Annotated in this window: 20 protein-coding genes and 1 pseudogene; 8 read left to right on the top strand and 13 right to left on the bottom strand. The window is 31.3% G+C overall.

The genetic code is table 11. The features are described 5' to 3' along the window. Nucleotides 1–37: 37 nt before the first annotated feature. From umuC to QE177_RS15525, 3 genes are all read left to right on the top strand, one after another. Nucleotides 38–1309: a translesion error-prone DNA polymerase V subunit UmuC gene (gene umuC, locus QE177_RS15535; protein WP_280552630.1), complete on the top strand. Its 1272-nt coding sequence runs from the start codon at nucleotides 38–40 to the stop codon at nucleotides 1307–1309. A gap of 498 nt (nucleotides 1310–1807) precedes the next feature. Then, nucleotides 1808–2452 (top strand): DNA methyltransferase, encoded by a 645-nt coding sequence (locus QE177_RS15530; protein WP_280552628.1) that lies wholly within the window; start codon nucleotides 1808–1810, stop codon nucleotides 2450–2452. A gap of 25 nt (nucleotides 2453–2477) precedes the next feature. Beyond that, entirely contained in the window at nucleotides 2478–2699 is a 222-nt protein-coding gene (locus QE177_RS15525; RefSeq protein WP_280552626.1) for a hypothetical protein, read from the top strand. A gap of 327 nt (nucleotides 2700–3026) precedes the next feature. On the opposite strand, the gene QE177_RS15520 is transcribed toward QE177_RS15525, so the two are convergent. Genes QE177_RS15520 through QE177_RS15510 form a run of 3 tightly spaced genes read right to left on the bottom strand, consistent with a single transcriptional unit; the run spans nucleotide 3027 to nucleotide 4617 of the window. Beyond that, entirely contained in the window at nucleotides 3027–3551 is a 525-nt protein-coding gene (locus QE177_RS15520; RefSeq protein ID WP_280552624.1) for a hypothetical protein, read from the bottom strand. Between the two features lie 14 nt (nucleotides 3552–3565). Continuing rightward, nucleotides 3566–4270 (bottom strand): StbB family protein, encoded by a 705-nt coding sequence (gene stbB, locus QE177_RS15515; protein WP_280552622.1) that lies wholly within the window; start codon nucleotides 4268–4270, stop codon nucleotides 3566–3568. Then, nucleotides 4267–4617, bottom strand: coding sequence for a hypothetical protein (locus QE177_RS15510; protein WP_280552620.1), 351 nt, complete (start codon nucleotides 4615–4617; stop codon nucleotides 4267–4269). Before QE177_RS15510 ends, stbB begins: the two co-directional genes overlap by 4 nt. 371 nt (nucleotides 4618–4988) lie before the next feature. Here QE177_RS15510 and QE177_RS15505 point away from each other — a divergent pair. After that, a pseudogene (locus QE177_RS15505) lies at nucleotides 4989–5750 on the top strand (Rpn family recombination-promoting nuclease/putative transposase). 171 nt (nucleotides 5751–5921) lie between these two features. Here QE177_RS15505 and QE177_RS15500 read toward each other — a convergent pair. After that, a complete protein-coding gene (locus tag QE177_RS15500) occupies nucleotides 5922–6056 on the bottom strand; it encodes a hypothetical protein (protein WP_280552618.1) in 135 nt (44 codons plus the stop codon). A 341-nt stretch (nucleotides 6057–6397) separates the two neighbouring features. Next, nucleotides 6398–6910: a lytic transglycosylase domain-containing protein gene (locus QE177_RS15495; RefSeq protein WP_280552616.1), complete on the bottom strand. Its 513-nt coding sequence runs from the start codon at nucleotides 6908–6910 to the stop codon at nucleotides 6398–6400. 250 nt (nucleotides 6911–7160) lie between these two features. Here QE177_RS15495 and QE177_RS15490 point away from each other — a divergent pair, with 250 nt between their 5' ends. Then, nucleotides 7161–8126, top strand: coding sequence for an Rpn family recombination-promoting nuclease/putative transposase (locus tag QE177_RS15490; protein WP_280552666.1), 966 nt, complete (start codon nucleotides 7161–7163; stop codon nucleotides 8124–8126). Nucleotides 8127–8172: 46 nt separating this feature from the next. Here the strand turns inward: QE177_RS15490 and QE177_RS15485 are convergent, their stop codons facing one another. Next, complete coding sequence (locus QE177_RS15485; RefSeq protein ID WP_280552613.1) at nucleotides 8173–8643, bottom strand: lytic transglycosylase domain-containing protein; 471 nt, start codon at nucleotides 8641–8643, stop codon at nucleotides 8173–8175. Between the two features lie 509 nt (nucleotides 8644–9152). Here QE177_RS15485 and QE177_RS15480 point away from each other — a divergent pair. Together QE177_RS15480 and QE177_RS15475 are read left to right on the top strand one after the other, a co-directional pair. Then, nucleotides 9153–9548, top strand: a complete 396-nt coding sequence (locus QE177_RS15480) for a hypothetical protein (RefSeq protein WP_280552611.1) — start codon at nucleotides 9153–9155, stop codon at nucleotides 9546–9548. Between the two features lie 222 nt (nucleotides 9549–9770). After that, nucleotides 9771–10820 carry an acyltransferase gene (locus QE177_RS15475; protein ID WP_280552609.1) on the top strand — a complete coding sequence of 350 codons (1050 nt, stop codon included), beginning with the start codon at nucleotides 9771–9773 and terminating at the stop codon, nucleotides 10818–10820. Between the two features lie 39 nt (nucleotides 10821–10859). Here QE177_RS15475 and QE177_RS15470 read toward each other — a convergent pair whose 3' ends face one another. The 7 genes from QE177_RS15470 to QE177_RS15440 all read right to left on the bottom strand — a co-directional run bounded on the left by QE177_RS15470 (nucleotide 10860) and on the right by QE177_RS15440 (nucleotide 18246). Beyond that, nucleotides 10860–11765 carry a sugar phosphate nucleotidyltransferase gene (locus QE177_RS15470; protein WP_280552607.1) on the bottom strand — a complete coding sequence of 302 codons (906 nt, stop codon included), beginning with the start codon at nucleotides 11763–11765 and terminating at the stop codon, nucleotides 10860–10862. 247 nt (nucleotides 11766–12012) lie between these two features. Beyond that, a complete protein-coding gene (locus QE177_RS15465) occupies nucleotides 12013–13062 on the bottom strand; it encodes an acyltransferase (protein WP_280552605.1) in 1050 nt (349 codons plus the stop codon). A 44-nt stretch (nucleotides 13063–13106) separates the two neighbouring features. Continuing rightward, nucleotides 13107–13808: a glycosyltransferase family 2 protein gene (locus tag QE177_RS15460; RefSeq protein ID WP_280552603.1), complete on the bottom strand. Its 702-nt coding sequence runs from the start codon at nucleotides 13806–13808 to the stop codon at nucleotides 13107–13109. Nucleotides 13809–13833: 25 nt separating this feature from the next. After that, nucleotides 13834–14766: a glycosyltransferase family 2 protein gene (locus QE177_RS15455; RefSeq protein ID WP_280552601.1), complete on the bottom strand. Its 933-nt coding sequence runs from the start codon at nucleotides 14764–14766 to the stop codon at nucleotides 13834–13836. Next, on the bottom strand, nucleotides 14759–15613 hold the full coding sequence (locus tag QE177_RS15450; protein WP_280552599.1) for an NAD-dependent epimerase/dehydratase family protein: 855 nt from the start codon (nucleotides 15611–15613) through the stop codon (nucleotides 14759–14761). Before QE177_RS15450 ends, QE177_RS15455 begins: the two co-directional genes overlap by 8 nt. Continuing rightward, complete coding sequence (locus QE177_RS15445) at nucleotides 15610–17502, bottom strand: rhamnan synthesis F family protein (RefSeq protein WP_280552597.1); 1893 nt, start codon at nucleotides 17500–17502, stop codon at nucleotides 15610–15612. Before QE177_RS15445 ends, QE177_RS15450 begins: the two co-directional genes overlap by 4 nt. A gap of 12 nt (nucleotides 17503–17514) precedes the next feature. Then, entirely contained in the window at nucleotides 17515–18246 is a 732-nt protein-coding gene (locus QE177_RS15440; RefSeq protein ID WP_280552595.1) for an ABC transporter ATP-binding protein, read from the bottom strand. Between the two features lie 288 nt (nucleotides 18247–18534). Here QE177_RS15440 and QE177_RS15435 point away from each other — a divergent pair, with 288 nt between their 5' ends. Further along, the gene (locus tag QE177_RS15435) at nucleotides 18535–18840 is read left to right on the top strand and encodes a hypothetical protein (protein ID WP_280552593.1); all 306 of its coding nucleotides are present in this window, start codon (nucleotides 18535–18537) and stop codon (nucleotides 18838–18840) included. Nucleotides 18841–18886 lie beyond the last annotated feature (46 nt).

The following is an 18886-nucleotide window of genomic DNA, read 5'->3' as shown; positions in this document are numbered from 1 at the left end:
AATATGCTGTTTATTGCCAATAAGTGTAAGAGATTTTATGTTTGCATTAATCGATGTTAATAGTTTCTATGCCTCATGTGAGCAAGTATTTAGGCCTGATTTAAAAGGTAAACCGGTAGTTGTTTTATCAAATAACGATGGCTGTGTTATCGCTCGCTCAAGAGATGCTAGAAAACATATCCGAATGGGGGCACCGTGGTTTGAAATTGAATCTTTTGTGAAAGAAAATAACGTTGCCATTTTTTCATCAAATTATACTTATTATGCTGATATGAGTATGCGTGTCATGGAAGTATTAACCTCTTTAGTTCCAAAGTTGGAAGTTTATTCAATCGATGAGGCATTTTGTGATCTCTCGGGAATTGATTCAATACATGATTTAACCCAATTTGGTTTTTATCTACAACAACAAATTATGCAGCGCTGCCATTTACCTGTTGGGGTAGGAATATCCACGACCAAGACGTTAGCGAAATTAGCCAATTTTGCGGCAAAACAATGGCAAAAAACCGGAGGTGTTGTTGATTTAAGCCTAAAAGACAGACAACAAAAACTGATGTCTCTTGTCCCGGTTAATGAAGTCTGGGGAATTGGGCGAAAACTTTCAAAAAAACTTCAGTTGCTTAATATTAATACGGCATTAGATTTAAGCCGGTTACCGCCAGATGAGGCTAGAAAATTACATTCTGTCGTTTTGGAAAGAACTGTCAGAGAGTTAAATGGTATTTCATGTTTAACACTAGAAGAGCAACAAAACACAAAAAAACAGATAATTTGTTCTCGTTCATTTGGTAATAAAATCACTAATTACGATTTTGTTAGGCAAAGTATATGCGCTCGTGCGGAGCGGGCAGCGGAAAAGTTAAGAGAAGAAAAACAATTCTGCAAATTAATCAGTGTATCTATTCAAAGCAGTCGTTTTTCAAAAAAAGATGGGGGATTTTATCGATATGGCTCTCAAAAACTGACTTATCCAAGTCAAGATAGTCGAGATATTATAAAAGCTGCCACCCAAATTTTAGATAATATCTGGGTGGAAGAAATTAAATACAGTAAAAGTAGTGTTATGTTGAGTGATTTTTTTGATTCTGGCGTGACACAGTTTTCCCTTTTTGAAAAACAAAAACCCTATAAAAATGGTGATATATTGATGCAGCTTATTGACGATATTAATCGATCTTCACCAGCAAAAATAGGTTTTGCGGGCAAAGGTAATGGAGAGAAAAAGTATCCATGGCAAATGAGAAGAGAATATTTGTCTCAAAAATGGACCACTGATATTGATCAGACTGCTATCGTGAAATGTTAAACAAATCTTATTAAGTGAAATTCACAGGGTTAACAAAGATTGAATTGAGTCGCTTATTCAAAAATTAAAAATGTTCGCACGCAAGAAATCATGCAATAGATAAGGATGTCGCCACAATTAGCGGCTCCACTTTTTTCTTCGGGATATTAGAAACACATTAAAAAAGCGTATTACTTAAAGAAATTTCACAAAAAACGTCTTCTTTTCGTACGAACCTTTTTGATACAACTACCATTCAGCCCAAAATTAAGTTTATCTCACCTGGTTAATTCAAAATTTAAAGGCTTCCCTTACTGCCCGATGCCAGCTTGCCATACGCCCATTTTAAGGGGACGGCAAGCCTTCAAGTAGCTTTCGCGGCATATCCTCGCCACTAGTGGCTCCGGTATTCCACGTTCCACTTGACCCCAAATGGTCAATGGCTTCGTGACATCGGGCAGTAAGGGAATGGCGATATAGGGTCGCCTCCTGCTGTCCCATTAAATAGGAGACACGGCAATGTCCCGATTTATACAAGGCGACAGCCTGAAAATTATGTCAACTTTTCCTGATAATGCAATCGATTTTATTTTAACTGACCCACCATATCTGGTCGACTTTACTGATCGGTCAGGGCGTTCAATTGCCAACGATAAAAATGATGATTGGTTGTTACCCGCTTGTCAACAGATGTTTCGCGTATTAAAACCCAACAGTCTAATGATAAGTTTTTATGGCTGGAATCGCGTTGAGAAATTTGTTGATGCGTGGAAAAAGTCAGGGTTTCGTGTTGTCGGTCATTTAGTTTTTAAAAAAAACTATGCATCAAAAAAGGCTTTTTTAGGGTATAGCCATGAAAGCGCTTATCTGTTGGCTAAAGGTCATCCACTAATGCCAAAAAAACCCATAAAAGACGTACAAGCATGGCAATATACCGGTAATCTTTATCATCCCACTCAAAAACCAGTCAGTTGTTTACAGTTGCTTATAGAGTCTTTTACGCAACCTCATGACATCGTACTCGATCCATTTGCGGGTTCTGGCGCTACCTGCATCGCGGCAGCACTGTCAGCACGGCGCTACATCGGGATTGAGCTTCTTCCTGAATATCACACCATCGGTCAACAACGTATTGCCGCTTTACGTAATCGCCAAGTTGCTTAATTTCATCACACAAAAGGAAATTAAAATGAATTATTCCAACCATGAAATTCTAAGAAAAGATGTGGCTTTACTGGTAAAGAAAATAGATAGGTTTTATTTTCAGCTTTTTGAGTTTGAGAAAAAATATTCAGATGACGCCAATGATCTGATCGGGTGTTTAATCGCTCAACTTATCAAACCGATAACAAAGCAAGCGCAAAATGTCTATAAACAAATGATCATATTGGATAGTGCTTTTAAAGATTAATAAAAAGGGCGGTATATCCGCCCAGTTATTAGATTAATTTTGTTGGCGTAAAACCGAGCTTGCAGCGTCGATACTCGACGCGCCGCATCAACCGCGCTGGCCAAAAAATGGCCAGCGCTTTAAGGACGTCCTAGCTTGGAGGTGTGCCAAATGTATTTACACTTATCTCTGCATCTTTTAATTTTGAAGGAGCAATAGGACGTGAAAATATAAGGGAGTGATTAATTATTTTTAAAATTAAACCATCAATTTTTTGATGGTTATGCTGATTTAGTAGTAGAAAGGGGGATAGAGGGCATTTTATGAGCAGCTCCATAGCGATACGATCTATTTTTCACTCAGTAATTTCCTTTTTTCCTCTTCAAATTGTTGTTGTATTTTTTCCGGGAGGTTTGCTATAGCGGCTTGCTGAATTTGATAAGCATCGGCATAGTTTTCCATTTTTTCTTCGTATTTTTGTTGAGAGTAAAATAAAAAGCCTAACATACAACCACAAAATAAGGTATTGAATATCACTAAAAATGCCATAATCACAGACAGGTTATGAGTTTTGGTGTGATGCTTTTCTGACAACATTGTTGTTCTTTCATTAATAGCCATTTTTTGCTTAAAATTGTCAGCTTCATTATCTGCTGACGATTTTATTTCTGCTTGAAATTTTTCAAGCACCTCTTTAGCGCTTTTCTCAGTTTGTTCAACGGCGTCTGCAATTAACCTTAACGAACCCTCTACAGCATTTTTAATATCTGATGGTAATGCGGTGATTTGGTCGTTGACACGACCTAAATCTCCAATCAGTTCAATCATCAATGCGTCTCTGGCGCTTCTTGGATTGGGTTCTTTTTCATCCATTCTTTTAATCTCTATCAATCGAATAAATTATCATAAACAGAGTCCAGGTTTCTTTTAACGCTTTTTGCTAGAGCTTTAAGACCAAACATGTCTGCCCAATGATTTCTGTCTTTTTCGCTGGCCTCTTTGTTATTTTTTAATAATGATTTGTAATCGGTTTCATCAGAAAGTAATGCATCAACGGTTAATCCTTTTACAGACAAGGCGTCAAACAGCTCATTTTCAAAAATTGCGCACTCTTTATTAAGGGTAAAATTTTTCTCTTTTTTGTGATGATTAATCACAAAACAAAATTCTTCATCAATGTCATTATCAACTCGGTTGAAGATAATTTTTATCTTTTCTTTTGGAATACCAATATTTGCAAGGGTATTAATCATCAGAACTGTCTCTTTCTGTTCTTTCGTGCCGGAAGTGACAGGAACTAAAAAAAAGTCTAATTCTTCATGAGAGTCATCAAATTTAATCATGTTGTTCATGAATTCTTCGATGTTTGATGAGCCGATATCGATAATTGCAGCATCTTCCAACATAAGTTTCTTAAATAGTGTCCTGAACTTATTGCCATCCATTTTTTCAACATCAATCCCTAATCCCTGAGCGGTTTCATTGATTGATTCAATAGCGAAAACGGGGGCTTGCATTCTCGGTGATAATAAATGGGCCGCGACAGTGGTTTTTCCGACCGTTCCAGTGTAATTAAGAATGGCTATTTTCATGATTCAGGCTCCTGATAATTTTGTAAGTCTTCCAGATCAATTGATTGTTCTCTCAATTTTTTTAAATCTGACGGATTGCGGATTTTTTTTACGGTTTCAGCTTTACTCTTTTTCTCTATCGTTTTTTTAGGCGCTGGCACAGAACGCATTTTCTCTAAAAGATCAGCGCAATATTTTTTGATATAACGATTAAATTGGGATTCACTAAGGGCAAATTGATAGGTTTCAACTAAGTAAAAATAGATTTGTCGGTTAGTATACCCTTGATTGAGTTTTTCTCTGATTTCATTGAGGTGTTTTATGAAGACAGAGCGCCCAATTCTTGATTTTGATCTCCAGTCATTCATTTTCTATCCCTTCTAATTAGCCGAGTTATGTTGAAATATAACATTAAAGCATATTAGTGCGTTTTAAGGAGTTTTAATGATTATTAATGACATTATACGCATGTTTATTGCGTATTAAAGCGTTTTATTACGTAATAGTGAAAATTAATGAATTCGAACCTTAATCATTGAAATACCAGAGGCACGTCACCGATGTTTACAATGGGCTAAAAGCCCACTGTAAAATCGACCGTGCCAAAGGGGGCTCCCTTTGAAACCCCAGGTTCATTAGATAAATAAAATTTTGCCGATATTGGTGGCTATCAGACCACATCTGGGCCTTCATCATCTACCTCTGTTTGCGGTGTTTCTGTTCCATTATCGATAGTGAGATGAAGACCTATCAAAGTGATATTTTGTATTCAGTTAAAACAGAAAAGGGGAAAGGTTACTTTTATCTGTTAATTGAAGCGCAGTCATCACCAGATAAGCTCAATGCATGGCGACTTATGCGTTATTGTATGGCGGCCATGTAAAAGCATTTAGAAGCCGGCCACAAAAAGTTACCTTTAGTATTTCCTTTCCTATTTTATTGTGGTGAAAAAAGTCCTCATCCCTATAGTACTAACTGGCTTGACTGTTTTAGTGACAAAAAATAAGCAGAGCAAATTTATACTCAACCCTTTAAGCTTGCGGATATCACTGTACTCGACGATGATAAGATCATGCAGCATCGTCGAATGGCTTTGTTAACGCTAATACAGAAGCACATTCGTAGAAGGGATATGACGGAATTATTGAATGAAATTGTAAAATTATTGTCGTATGATTATTATACAGACAATCAAGTAATTACTATGATGAACTATCTCATACAGGAAGGGAACGCCGAGCAACCAGCAAAACTAATCAAAGAGATAGCTAAACAATCAGAAAAACATGAAGGAGCACTTATGAACATAGCTCAAGGGTTAAGACAAGAGGGGCGCAAAGAAGGTATTCAAGAAGGCATTCAAGAAGGGATGCAAAAAGGCAAACTTGAAGCACAACTTGAGATAGCAAAGCAGATGCTCGAAAGTGGTATGAATAGGCTGTCAGTGATGAAATTTACTGGGTTGTCAGAGTCTGAATTAAGAAACCTGTTTAAAGATTAAAGTATGATAGAACGCGAGAAATTAAGTCTAACATGCCACAGAACTGTTTCTTAGAAGAAATAGCGTATTCCTTGTTCATCAAAAAGTTATTTTCAATAATCAATTCCTATTCGCATGAAATAAACGCCTGTCTGTACTGATTGGCATCGAGCCAATCACTCCAGAACGTTGTTACCCACCGCTTGATTTTGTTGCAGGTACGGCTTCGCCTACCCGTACGCAACGGATATGCCCACTTTTTTGGGTGGGCATAGCCTGCTCAAAAAAATTGGCAGTCGTGGATAACAACGTGGGTGTTGGCGGCATGGATAGTGACCAGCAACTGTAAAACCCAGCTTGCAGCGTCCATACTGGACGCGCCGCATTAACCGCGCTGGCCGCTTTTTTGCCAGCGCTTTAAGGACGTCCCACCCTGTGGTGAGCATGAATACACAAAATGTCAAAACCGCCGCTCAAAAGCCTTCTGAAAGATGGGTTAAAAAAGAATCGACAGTGATTGAGCAACAGGCCGATGGCTGTTAGAACAACTAATGGCAATAACTAAAAATGAGGAGTAGCGGTAATTGCTTTTGTTTGTAAACAGTTTGAAGTATCTTTGTGTTTTGAGGTAACGATGGCGCGTGAAGATGCAAGAGTGTAATGGGTGATTAATTATCTTTGTTGATTTGATTACTTCTAGAATCAGCTAGGTTAATAACTGATGATTTTTTTATTTTTCCACTTTTTATTTTCTTATAGTGATTATAAACTTTTTGCGCGTAGTGATAACGATTTTCAATCGTCGAATTAGCATTACGCATCCCCGCATTATACATTCCAATTGCCAACCAGTGTTTGCCATAGGCCGCAAAGTTTCGATTTAATATCATTGCCCCTAGATGAATATTCAAACAGGGATTAATTAATAAATTATTTTCCGTTAATGTGGGATATTCTTTTTTTATTGATTTAAATGTTTTGGTATTAATCTGCATGATACCTAAATCGAATGAACCATCTTTATTTTTGTTTTTTGCATTTGGATTGAATTTTGATTCTTGCCAGGCGATAGCCCTTAAATAATCAGGATCGATTTGATAATACTTGCCTGCGCTGTCAAAACAATCAGCGGTTGCGGTTTTTGCAATAAGTGTAATGAATAAAAAATGTATTTTTTTCATTTTAGTTCATATTGAGTAGCAAATTGAAAGCGAATTTATGTATTACAGGTTTAATTATCATAATAATTAAAAAATATTATATTTTGAAAAATTAAAAGTATAAAAATAAAATATATGTATATTAATTATACTGTACATTATTTTTTACAAATACATTGATGAATTTTACTGTTGAAAATAAAAATGATGATGAATTTACTATTAAATTTTGACTAAAGTGATGGCAGGAGTTATCCCTCAAGGTTATACTGTGGCGATGAAAAAAACACTTTCCCATCATGATAGCTTGTTTAAAAAATTCCTTGGCGATATTGCGATTGCAAAGGATTTCCTGGAAATCCATTTGCCTGAAAATATTCGCAGATTGTGTGATTTTAGTACGTTGGCAATGGAGTCCGGTAGTTTTATTGAACCAGACCTGCGTAGTCAGTGCTCTGATATGCTCTATTCTGTGCAAACAACAGCGGGAAAAGGGTATATTTACACGCTTATAGAACATCAAAGCCGGCCAGAAAAATTGATGGCTTTTAGGTTGTTAAGATATAGTGTGGCGGCAATGCATCAGCATCTTGAGCAAGGTAATAAAACCTTGCCGGTCGTGATACCGCTACTGTTTTATCAAGGTAAAACTTCACCTTATCCTTACAGTACCCAATGGCTCGATTGCTTTGCTGATCCAGAACTGGCAAAATCTGTCTATATGCAAGCATTCCCGTTGGTTGACATCACGGTGATCCCAGATGAGGAGATTTTAAGCCACCGACGAGTTGCATTAATGGAATTGGTACAAAAGCATATTCGAACCCGCGATATGCTAGAATTTAGTCAGGAGATAGCTAGTTTATTAAATCAGTATGTAATACAGCCAGAGTTGTTTAAAGGATTAATGTATTATATTGTTGAGCGTGGGAATACTTCGGATGCAAAACAGTTTTTGCATCAGATTGCGGAAAAAGTGGATGATTATCGGGAGGTCGTTATGACTATTGCAGAACAGCTACGCCGTGAGGGTGAGCAAAAAGGTAAGATTGAGGGTATTCAAGAAGGAATCCAAAAAGGAATCCAAGAAGGTATTCAAAAAGGTATTCAAGAGGGTGAAAAACAAGCTGCAATGAAGATAGCTCGTCAGCTTCTTGAGAATGGTGTTGATAAAAATGTTATAAAAATGTCAACCGGTCTTTCAGATGCAGAGATGAAAAAGTTGTTTAAAAATTGATGTATGACGATAGATTACATTAATAGTAATGTGGTAGAAATGGTTTTCAATAAACCTCTTTGCAAGAAATTTTCCCTATTTTGATTTGATTGTAATGATGATAGATTTTTTGCGCGTAGTGATAACGATTTTCAATCGTCGAATTAGCATTACGCATCCCTGCATTATACATTCCGACTGCCAACCAGTGTTTGCCATAGGCCGCAAAATTTCGATTTAATATCATTGCCCCTAGATGAATATTCAAACAGGGATTAATTAATAAATTATTTTCCGTTAATGTGGGATATTCTTTTTTTATTGATTTAAATGTTTTGGTATTAATCTGCATGATACCTAAATCGAATGAACCATCTTTATTTTTGTTTTTTGCTTTTGGATTGAATTTTGATTCTTGCCAGGCGATAGCCCTTAAATAATCAGGATCGATTTGATAATACTTGCCTGCGCTGTCAAAACAATCAGCGGTTGCGGTTTTTGCAATAAGTGTGATGAATAAAAAATGTATTTTTTTCATTTTAGTTCATATTGAGTAGCAAATTGAAAGCGAATTTATTGCCTACAGAGATTTATTTATAATAAACAATTAAGCATATTGTCGCCCATAATTTGAAAATTTTTTTAACAGATATTACCTTAATTTTTTTCTAATTAGCCTCGCTAAATCGCTTTTTTCACTGCTAACTTACACACCACACGCAAAATGTATATTTTGTTTTAACTTCATGATATATAAATTATTTATTCAAAATAACCTAATTTATGTCTCTAATAGATAGATTCTTTATAGAATCTTATTGGCTTATTAAAAGCATCATTATGATTTTAAAACAAATTCATTAAAAAGATTCTTATAAGATTCTTTATGAAATCTTTTTAGATTCTTTTTTATTTTTAATTAATTGATTTTATTAATAAATAAATTAACCTGTTTCATTTTTATTCCAATAGATGCTATGTAGATTCTATAATCTAATGTATAATAGTGTAAAAGTTGATTCATAATAAAGGGTTGAGGAATTCTGCATGGATAAAACAAAAAATAAATACCGCTTATCATTACCTATTCCCGATTCAGTTTTGCAACAAATTGATCAGTTCGTAGCGGAAAAACGTGCGGATGGCGAACCAAACTCTACTTCTAATCGTACGGTTATTGCCATGGAGATGTTAAAAATTGGTTGTCTTGTAATGCAGAAAAGAAGGGATAATAAGGACAATGCAGAACCGAAAATTACATTAGATGATAAGTTAGCGCTTATCGCTAAATCGGTTTTAAAAATCGAATTTATGGAAAATCTTTTGTTTTATGCAACCAAGAAGGATCAAGAAAAAGCATCACAATATATGTCAGATGAAAATTATCAAAAGTACCTGGAAGAGATGGAATATAAACTCAGTTATTTTTTTAAAGAAAAATAAAATTACTGATTTCTTTTATTATTATTAAATTTTTTTGATAAAGTCCGTCTAATAACATTCATAATATCAATTATTACTCTTGATGCGAAAAAATTGTATTTTTAGTTTCCGATTCTTAATAAGAAAAAATCCATAAATTTTTATAAAAGAAGCTATAATTAACTAAATAATTTTTAATTATAAATGACAATATTAATTATAAAAAACAAAAGTGAATTGATTATGTTTTTCAAAAATATTCAAGCATTACGAGGAATAGCTGCTTTAATTGTTTTTTTTAGTCATCTTCTATGTACAAAAAACGAATTATCATCTCCATGGATTTTTCGTACTGTGAGTATTATTTGCCCAGCGGGAGTAGATATTTTTTTTGTACTGTCTGGTTTTATTGTGACATTATCAGCAATTAATTCGTCATCGAATTTTATGGATATAAAAAGTTCATTAATGTTTTTTTTAAGAAGAGTGATGAGAATTTATCCAGCATATCTAATTATACTTTTTCTCACATTTTTTATATCTCCACCGGTATGGTTGTCTCCTGATTGGTTACCTCATTATCCAGTTTATAGGCTTGCTACATTAACAACATCAATCAACTATAAAGTTATGGTTGCATGGACCTTGGCATTTGAAATGTTTTTTTATCTCGTTCTTTCGATTATTATATTTTTTGGTAAAAAGAAATTTAGCGTTATTTTATTTTCTTGGGTTTTTATTGAAATTATTTTAATTTCATATTTTAACTCAGTGGATAAAAGTTATGCAGAATGGGTACCATTAAATCCGCAGATTATTCAGTTTTGTACAGGTAGCCTAATGGCTTTATTTATTAAAAGCATTACATATCAATATGGCAGAACCATACTCTTCAGTGGTTTTTTTATCTTTATAATTATGTGTTATGTTAATATGAATCTGGGTAGCTGGAACGCATGGAACAGAACATTAACGTTAACATTACCTAGTGCCATGATTGTTTATGGTGCTATAGCAACTGATCTTGGTAAATCATTTTCGTTCGGAAAACAATTTATTTGGTTGGGTAATATTTCATTTTCAATGTATTTATGGCATCAACTTACATTTCAAACAATGCTTTATTTATTTGAAAAATATAATTTAATGGGAATAAATAATATTGTAATATTAACAGTATGGGCATCAATTGCTATTTTAATTGGTTTTTTATCATTTAATTTAATTGAAAAACAAGTAAATAATCTGATGAAAAATAAAGTAAAAATTATATCATCATTAAAAATAGCGTAATTAGTAAAAAGGACTCTTTATTTTCAGTGCGATAACATACTAACTTTCAATAGCTTCAATGGAATGAATTATTTTTGAATTTTGTTCAACAATTCTAAGAAGATATTGACCATATAAAGTTTTACTAATCATTTTTGCCTGAAAAATTACCTGTTCTATAGTCAACCATCCATTTTGGAATGCAATTTCTTCAAGACAAGCAATTTTAAGGCCTTGACGATTTTCAATAGTATGGACGAATTGAGCGCCTTCAATGAGGTTGTCGGGAGTTTCTAAGCATATCCATGTAAACCCACGTCCCAGTAATTCTACATTTAATTGACTCATATTGAGATATGCTTGATTAATTAAGTCTATTTTTACCTTACTCCTGGTAGTAGATTTTATTTCTCTTGCAATTTCAACAATACAGTTATCATAAAAGCAGATACCCGTCATAATCCAAGGTAATTTTGATTTTATTGACTCTTTTTCAATCGATAGCACTTTATAATTCTCATCAAATTCCACTGCTCCAAAACCATTACATTCGGTTGTTTGATGGATAAATATAGTTGCTCCTGTTTCTCTTCGAGAGATAATTTGAAGTCTTTTAATAAAATTGTGACCGTAATATATACTATCATCTAAGATCAATGCACAACGTTCTCCATTAATAAATTCTTCATTAATCAAAAATATCTGAGCTATATCATCAGTATTAGATTGATTTTGATAACTCAGGTTAATACCTAAATGATGACCATTACTAAGTAATTTTTTAAAAGCGGATATATTTTTATGGTCAGTAATAATTAGAATATCCCTAATTTTTGCTAACATAAGTACAGCGATAGAATGATAAATTATTGGTTTATCATAAATAGGCAATAACTGCTTGGATATACTATTAGTAACCAGATGTAGCAACGAAGTCGAATTATTAGCAATAATAATCCCTTTCATTATTTTTTCCTATAAAATTAATAATATTCATTTTATTGTGAGATAGAATAAATATATTAAGTTATAAATTAAAATTTAGCCAGAATATTATTATTTTATACGATTAATTGTTTTTTTATGCTTTTTATAACTAATGAAACTTTAATATGATTTATAATAAACAACAGTAATATGATGTTATTTTATAATGAAAAAATAATAATTAATCATGTTCAGAATAATATAAATATGACTTGTTTTTAATTTTCTAGTAAAGTTTTAGCCATTTGGATATAAAATGTCTTATTTTTTTTATCAATGGATCACACAATTTAGCTGTAAATAAACTGAAAATAACAATTATAATGTAAAAAAAGATTATCTCTCCGAAGTTGAGCGCGTAAAAATTTATTTTATGAAAAAGGAAAAATAATATTTGGTGATGAAAAAGAAAGGCGGTAAAACAATACTTAGAAATAAAATTTATTAATTCTTTTATTAAAGAGATATTATCAAATGGTTGAGAAATAAAAACAAGAATACTAAAAGTAGAACAACCGAAAAACAATATATAAAATAAAAATGAAAGTTTATCTTGCAAGAAAGTAATCATAATATAAATTATTATCACACCAAAAATAAATAACAATCGATGTATTTTTTTTGTTTTTGAAAAATAATATCCATATAAAATCCCAAAGAAAAATTCAGGAAGTCTCATAATTGGATTACAGACAATGGGAACCTGGAAAGTGTTATTATAATTTACTGAAAGTGATAAAACAATAACAATCAGGGTAATAAATGTTGATTTTGGATATTTTATTGCTAACAAAAATAAAATAGGAAAAAACAAATATGTCAGTAACATAAAACCAGTATACCACTCACCAATAAGATAATAATTTGACATCTTATAAAGAAAATAACCATCTAATCCAATAATACTAAGTATAAATTTCCAATGATTTCCATCACCAACAAAACCGCTATTTGTAATAAAAAAGAATATAGCAACAATAATGTAAGCAGTCCAAAAAGCTGGATAGATTGAAAGTATACGATGTTTAAAAAAACGCATAATATTTAATTTATCATCACTACTTACTGCTAAAGAAAATCCGGAAATAATAATAAATAAAGAAATTGCAATGTCACTTATTGAATAACCCGCATAACTTAACTCACTAATTGCACGATCTCCTTGATAATTAGTGAAAATTTCATAATTAAAATGAGAAAAAACAATAGCTAAAAATGAAATAACTCGAATAAAATCTATATAAAATAGTCTATTTTTTTTATGTTTGATACTCAAAATATTTTCTCTTTTGTTATAAAATTTGGAATATAATTTAATATCTAGCCAGTGAATTTTTTATAATACATATATATTATACTCTTAACATGATATATGAAATTTTTGCTGAATAATTTTCGGTTATCACTTTGGCAAAAATGAACGGCTTTAATTTCTGGGATATAAAAAAGTTTATAACCTTTTTTTCTTGCTCTAAAACATAAATCTATATCTTCGCAATACATAAAAAATTTCTCATCAAATCCGCCTAATGATTCAAATACGTAACGTTTTATTCCTAAAAATGAACCAGCACACCAATCAATACTTTTATGCACATTGATATTAGAACGATCAATAATACTGGGATTAAAATGGAAAAAATAAGATGTAAAAAAATCAAGTATATTTGGAAAATTTCTTACAAATGGATCTCTGATAGACATTTTTTCATCTTTAAATAAATCAATTGTAAAAAGATCATAGTTGAATTTTTCAAGAATACTTGATAACTGATTAATTTTTTTGTATTCAATCAATATGTCTGGGTTTATAAAAAGATAATAGTCATCACTATCAACATAAAACATTTTATTTATAGAAGAAGTAGCAATGTTATTATTTTTAGCAAAACCAGAGCAAATATCAGAAGATAAATAGTTAATATTATTTTTTCTGCAAAAATATTCTAATTTTTTATTATTTACATTATCTTTAACATGCAGTTTGAAAACTTTCCCTTGATGAATATGTAAATTATCCATCAATGAGATTATGAATTTTTCACTATTATGATTTACGGTGATAATATGTATCATTAATTTTTATTAAAGCGTCACGCAATGAATAATAATAAAATTTTATATATTCTTTGTTTTTTGTCAAAAAATAAAGAATGATTTGATGAACAAAAGAAAAAAAAATTTCCCTTATTGCAACAAGCTTTGGAATATGTGGTAGCATTAATAAGTAAAATCCATTTCTGACTCTGTAATAACGACGGCTAGGGGAATGGATAGGTAGAATAAAATCACAAATAGAAATATATGAATCACCAATTTCATGGTTTATAATCACATTTGGTGTCACGAAGATACTATATCCTTTTGTGAGATTACGTAAACACCATTCAGTGTCGACATAATCAATAAATAGCTCTTCGTTCATTAAACCAACTTTGGCTATAATTTCATTATTAATTAAACTACCTGAAGCAATAACGCATGAAACAGAGAATGGAATTTTACTATTAATGTTTGGATGTATTTTTTTTCTAAATCCATGTTTTGATAGCCTTAAAAAGGGATAAAAATGCCCATTTCTAATATCTTTAATTACTGGAGCTAATATCCCTAAAGAGCAATTTTTATTGATTGTTAAAAAATCTATTAGCATTTTTTGGACAAAGTCATCAGGAATTACACTATCTTGGTCAAATAGTAAACTAAAATGGCTTCTTGCTTTAATTCCATAGCGAATTCCGATATTTTGTGCAGAGGCAATACCCATATTTTGTTTTAGTCTAATTATCTTTATATTATTATAACAAATTGTGATTGATAAAATAGAATCAATGTTTGTACTTGCATTATCTACAATAACAATTTTAAAAACCTGATTTTGCAGTTTTCTGATTAACTTATCAAAATTATATATAATTGGATTATGAGTAACAATGATAGCTGCTACATTAGCTAATTTAGTATCAACTATATTAATCATTTTTATTAAATGCTTCCATAATCTGTTTAATTTTAAAATTATTTCCCCAAATAGCAGGTGAATCATAATTGCGCTTTGGAAACGCATTATATTCCGGTTTTATGTTAAGATTATGCTTTTTAATAAAATTTTCTACGGCATTGCGCAAACTAATAGGAGTACCGCTGCAACAATTAATTATACCAATTTCAAAGTCTTGTATAATAGCTTTAGATATTTGTTTGGAAAGATCATCAATGTGGATAAAGTCATACAACATTTCACCACTATTTAATGGAAAACTATGCTTACCCTCAGCGTTTGATTTTAATATTTTAGAAAAAATAGAATTATTTAAATGATCAGCACCTGTAATATAATATAAACGTAACCATTTTAATAAAACATTATTTTTAACAGCTTCATAAAGAGCAATCTGCCGAAGAAAATTTTTTGCGATACCATATGGGTTGACAGGATTGCAAGGAGTATTCTCATCAACTTCACCAACATAATAACCGATTTCATGCATAGTACCAGCAATGGAAATATCTTTAATCCCTATTTTCATCAATTTGGTTATAAAATTAACATGTCCCATAATGTTTTTGAAATGATTACAATCATGATGATTGAATCCAGATTGCCATGCGAAGTGAACAATCTTATCTACTCCTTGTAATGATGTTTTTAATTCTTTAGTTGTTGCATTAAGAATATCCATTGCAACAATATTATTATTACAATATATATTGTCATCTCTCAATGGATGAACCAATTTCAAAACGTCGTGACCTTCTTTTTCAAGACAATCAACCACATGTCGACCGATGTAACCACGTGATCCAGTAATTGCTATTTTACTCACTTCAACACACTCCATTTATATAGGATTTTATAAATTTTTAGTGCTGGTCTATAAGGGTAAGCTAAAAAATGGCCTAAAAGCGGATGTTTATGTTTAATTCTTTCCTTCAAAAGAAAGATAAAAACTCTAAAACTTCCATGGAGAGAAATATTTTTGTTGCTTATAAGATTTTGATATTGTTCAAATACATCACCATTATATAATTGAGACATAATAGAAATCATTTTTGTCTCTAAATGAACATAATTTTTCTCAGCGGATTCGGTATTCATCGCACAAAATGTTTCATAGCCTGCATCTGCACTTGCGTAAGCAATCAAGCGTTCTAAAACGTGAGCAAGCCCACCATCGTTGTGATCTGGCTCTTCATTAAAATCTGTCCATTTAAACTCATACATAAATATTTTTCTTAATGCTTCGGGTTTAAACCAAAACATAGTGCCATAAGCTGCAATTGGAGTATTATCATCAAACGGAGTACTAATATTAAGTTTGTTCGCCCAATATTGAGCAGGCAGCTTATTTGTAAACCATGCATGCCCTAAAGTTGGATATCCTATGTGTACAACTGGGGGAATTACAATTCCGGCATTTTCTTTTTTCATAAAATAAAGAAGATCAATTATATAAGAAGAACTAGCTAATAAATTATCCAACAAATGTTCTTTAAAATGTAAGGCTATATTTTCTTTATTTTGAGGGGATTTTTTGGAGTGTAATCGACAGATAAAATCATAATGATTATCAATACATATATCTCTAAATGTAATAAATAATGATGACATATCACGTCCCCGATTTTGTTCAACAACCCTAATGCTTTTTTTTAAAAAAGGATAATCGATAGTAATAAATTCTTTAAGAATTTTTTTATTATTATAATTTGAAGTTGAAATATAAAGATCAAAATTAATAGGAATTCTATCTAAATATAATTTTAACTCATGCCACATATCTGTATAGTGTAAATGTATAATTACAGCTATTTTTTTGTTGTTAAGATATCTCAATTTATTTTTATTAATAACATTATTTATTGGAAATATCTTCAACATTTCCTGGTTTGCGTATAAAGTACGAGGTTTTACCGTCCTAAGCAGATTACTTTTGATCAGATTGAAATCATAATCTGAATTTTGTTTGATAATATTTCTAACCTTATTAAGACTAATCGCATTTTTATCTAACCAAAGGGGCTCATGGAAGAAAGGTCTACGCTTAAGAATTGGAGATCTATTCTCTAACGTTTTGTCAATTTCGTTAAAAAGAGGATATTCTGTTTTATAATCCTCTAAAGGTAAATAACATTCATAAGAATAACCTAGATTGTTAAAATGATAAGTAAAGCGAGATTCGTGTATGAGAATTGAATCAGTGTATGATTTTATCTCTGGCATTTCTTCCCAATATTGTTGGAATTCCAAAGATGAAAACATTTTATTTCTAACAGCGATAAAATGTGATTGAATATGACGATGAAGAGAGCCATATCCAGTAAATGGATTTGGGATCACTTCAGCATGTTCGCTAATTCCCCAAAAGTCACACTGTCTAGATTCCATGTCATTGAATAGCTCTCTAAAAGAAAATATTGGACCAAAAAAAGTGTAATTCAATAGGATTAATTCATCATAATTTTTTGTTAATTTATTAAAACCAATAGATTCCAATCCATCTTTGTAACCCCAAACATCAAAACCCATATTCTCTCGAAAGAGTAAATCAACTCCAAGATTTTCAAGTTTTAATTGACTATTTTTTGTCAAAGGTGTATTACAAATTACAATAATTTTTTGAACATGTTTATTTAGTTTATTTAGTTTATAAGGGATATAATCGTCAACAACGCCATTTTCATCATAAAATAAATAAAAAGCAATTCTATGCATTTATTGCCCTTACTATTGATTTAAATATCTTTCTATAATTTGCTTTGGGTTACCATCTGCAACAATACAGCCATGTTCAATCCAAATTACTCTATTGCATAATTCAAGAAGAAGTTCCATTTGATGAGAAACAAAGACTATTATATTTGCATTCTCAATCATGGTTTTTATTCTTGTTTGAGCTTTCTTTATAAAATTAAGATCTCCACCTGCAAAAAGTTCATCTAAAATTAAAATATCAGGTTTAATAGAAGTAGCGATAGAAAACGCTAATTTCATATACATACCTGTCGAATAATGCTTTATCGGCATATCAATGAATTGAGTTAGCTCGGAAAATTCGATAATTTCATTTTCAATATTTTTAATTTGTTGTTTAGTGTAACCAAGGATAGTACCATTTAGATAAATATTCTCTCGACCACTAAGCTCATTATTAAATCCCGCTCCAATTTCTAATAATGGAGCAATTTTTCCATTCACTTTGATAGTGCCTGTAGTTGGAGAATATATTTTACTTAATATTTTTAGTAAAGAGCTTTTCCCCGCTCCATTAAAACCTATTATACCTAACCTATCTCCTTGTATTATATGTAAATTAATATTAATTAATGCAGAAAATATTTCTTGTGTTTGACGATTTTTTTTTGATAAAAAATCGATAAAAAATTCCTTGATAGTTAATTTTTTATTATAAGCTATAAAATCAAGCCCTACATTTTGCAAAATGATTTCGGAAGTCATAGTTATAACCTAAAAATAACTTTTTTATCATTAGAACGAAAAAAATAAATACCTGACATTATGCTAACTAATGAAAGGAATGAACAAATTAGTATAGAATTTACTTTCGGTAATTTATGTAAATAGATTGGATCACGAAATAATTCAATGAAAAATGACATAGGATTCCAGTCAAATATATAGTGAAATTCTATTGGTATAATGTTTATTGGATATATTATAGGTGTGGCAAAATATAATATTTGCAATAATGTTCCTATTAAATGCTGAACATCCCGATAATATACTGTGGCAATAGATAATATTAATGCTAATCCTAGCGAAAAGGTAATCAATACTAAAAATGCGACAGGCAAGAATAATAGTACTATAGAAATTTTTACACCTATAAATAAGGTAATAATAAAAAGACATACTGTACTTAATAGAGAATCTATTAGCGTTGAGATAATAATTGATATGATAAATAACTGTTTTGGTAAATATATTTTTTTAAATAAAGATTCATTTGTAATTAATGCGATACATCCTTGGCTTAATGAAGTTGAGAAGATAGACCAAGGAATCATTCCTGAAAACAAAAAAATCGCATAATCATTGATCTGAAATTTCATTACCAATGAAAAAACAACTGTAATAA

It is taken from the genome of Arsenophonus sp. aPb, assembly GCF_029873475.1.
In the GTDB taxonomy this organism is placed as follows: domain Bacteria; phylum Pseudomonadota; class Gammaproteobacteria; order Enterobacterales; family Enterobacteriaceae; genus Arsenophonus.
The sequence above is the reverse complement of the archived record's forward strand: the minus strand, read 5'-3'. Positions and strand labels throughout refer to the sequence as shown.